The 1,906-nt window shown below is 42.8% G+C and carries 1 protein-coding gene; it reads left to right on the top strand.

What is annotated here, in order from left to right:
• On the top strand, positions 1 to 1,906 hold a 1,906-nt coding region (locus H6W53_RS21380; protein WP_228457858.1), incomplete at both ends, for an Ig-like domain-containing protein.

The following is a 1,906-nucleotide window of genomic DNA, read 5'->3' as shown; positions in this document are numbered from 1 at the left end:
GTACTCTTTTTGCACAGAGGGATACGGAGCACTGGATTGCACCTTACTATGCATCCACAACAGGATATACCAATGCGGTATATCTTTCTACTGACTCTACTACCCCGTTTGATGTGAAAATCTACAGCAACAATGCACTGCTTACTACTGTTACCATCAGCAAAGGAAATCCTCAAACGTATTCGGTTCCTCTTGTAAACATAACAGCTACAGCTACAACAGATGCTTTTACTGTAATCAATAAAGGGCTTTATCTGAAAGGTGATAAGCCATTTTACTGTACTCTAAGATCTGCTCAGACCGCTCATGGTGAAATCATAACCTCGAAAGGCAAAGCAGGAATCGGGAAATTATTCTTTGCAGCTAATGCACCCAATACAACCGCAGGAACCGGATCGGGCAACAATTTTACAGCAGGAGTTCTCGCTACAGAAGACAATACATCAGTTACAGTAACCTGGACAACCTCAGGAATTCAATTCATAGGTGCTCCAGCCACTTTTACAGGAAATACTCAAACCTTTACTTTAAATAAAGGGCAATCTTATATTTTAGCCGGGAATAATAGTACTCCAGCAAACCTTACGGGATTTATCGGAGCCAAAATAGTTTCAGATAAGCCCATTAGTTTAACCAACGGAAGCGCCAACGGAAACTTTGGAGCAGGAGGTTCGGGCGGTTCAGATTTAATTATGGATCAGTCGGTTCCCGTGGAAAGACTGGGGAACACATTTGCCATGGTAAAAACAAGATCTACCGCTCCTGCCGAAAACATGGAGGGTGGAATTGTGATAGCCACAGAAGACAATACCCAGATATTTGTGAATGGAGGAACGACTCCACTAGCAACAATCAATGCCGGAGAGTGGTTTAGAATTAATGAAACGAATTACATTCAGCAGGGAACAAGCGGACATTTCAATATGTTAGTCTCTACTTCTAAAAATGTATATTTGTATCAATTAGTAGGAGTAGGTACTTCAAACAATACAGGAGGATACAATTATATCCCGCCTTTAAACTGCTTCCTTCCAAGAAAAATCGATGAGATCGGAAAGATCAACGAAATGCCTGGTATTTCAGGCATCACTTTAAAATTAAATATTTTAACAGAGACAGGAGCCGCTGTTACGTACAGCATCGACGGTGGACCGGCAACCACTCCAACCGCCGCTCAGGGACCTTATCCTTTAACAGGAAACACCAACTGGGTAACCTATGCTATTGATAACCCGACAGGAAACGTTACAGTAACCTCAACGAAAGCAGTAACAGCCGGAGTAAACGGAGGTTACAGCACCGCAGGATACGGTGGGTATTTTGCAGGATTCTCTTCTATTCCTTTAATTGCAAAACAGACAGGAGACTGTATTCCGGGGATTATTCTTGAGGTTGATGACAGCTATGAAAGCTACCAGTGGTATCTGAACGGAAACCCGATCACCGGAGCAACACAAAACGTTTATACGCCTACCGTAGCAGGAAACTATACCGTGAAAGTAACCATGGGAACATGTCCGCCGGTTACCACTCCCATCTATAAAGTTTTTGCCTGTGTAAGAAATACAACAGCAGCTCTTAATGCCTGTGCAACGAAAGTCATTACTCCCGCTTTCTCGTTCACCACAACACAGACGCCTGTTGCAAGTACGGTAACCATTCTTACCTATCCGACAAACGGAACGGCAACGGTAAACGGTGCAGGACAGATTACCTATATTCCGAATCCGGGATATTTAGGTCCTGATACTATTGTTTATCAGTTCTGCGGAAATGCACCCGAATTTATTGACTGTGAAAAGGTAACTTTAAATCTTACGGTGGTTCCATTTATTTTAACGGACACAACCATCAAAGCATGTCAGTACAACGGAAAAGGATTCTTTGATCTTACCGCAGCCAATGT

The organism is Chryseobacterium sp. C3 (assembly GCF_014218905.1).
Classification (GTDB): Bacteria; Bacteroidota; Bacteroidia; order Flavobacteriales; family Weeksellaceae; genus Chryseobacterium; species Chryseobacterium mucoviscidosis.
The sequence above is the reverse complement of the archived record's forward strand: the minus strand, read 5'-3'. Positions and strand labels throughout refer to the sequence as shown.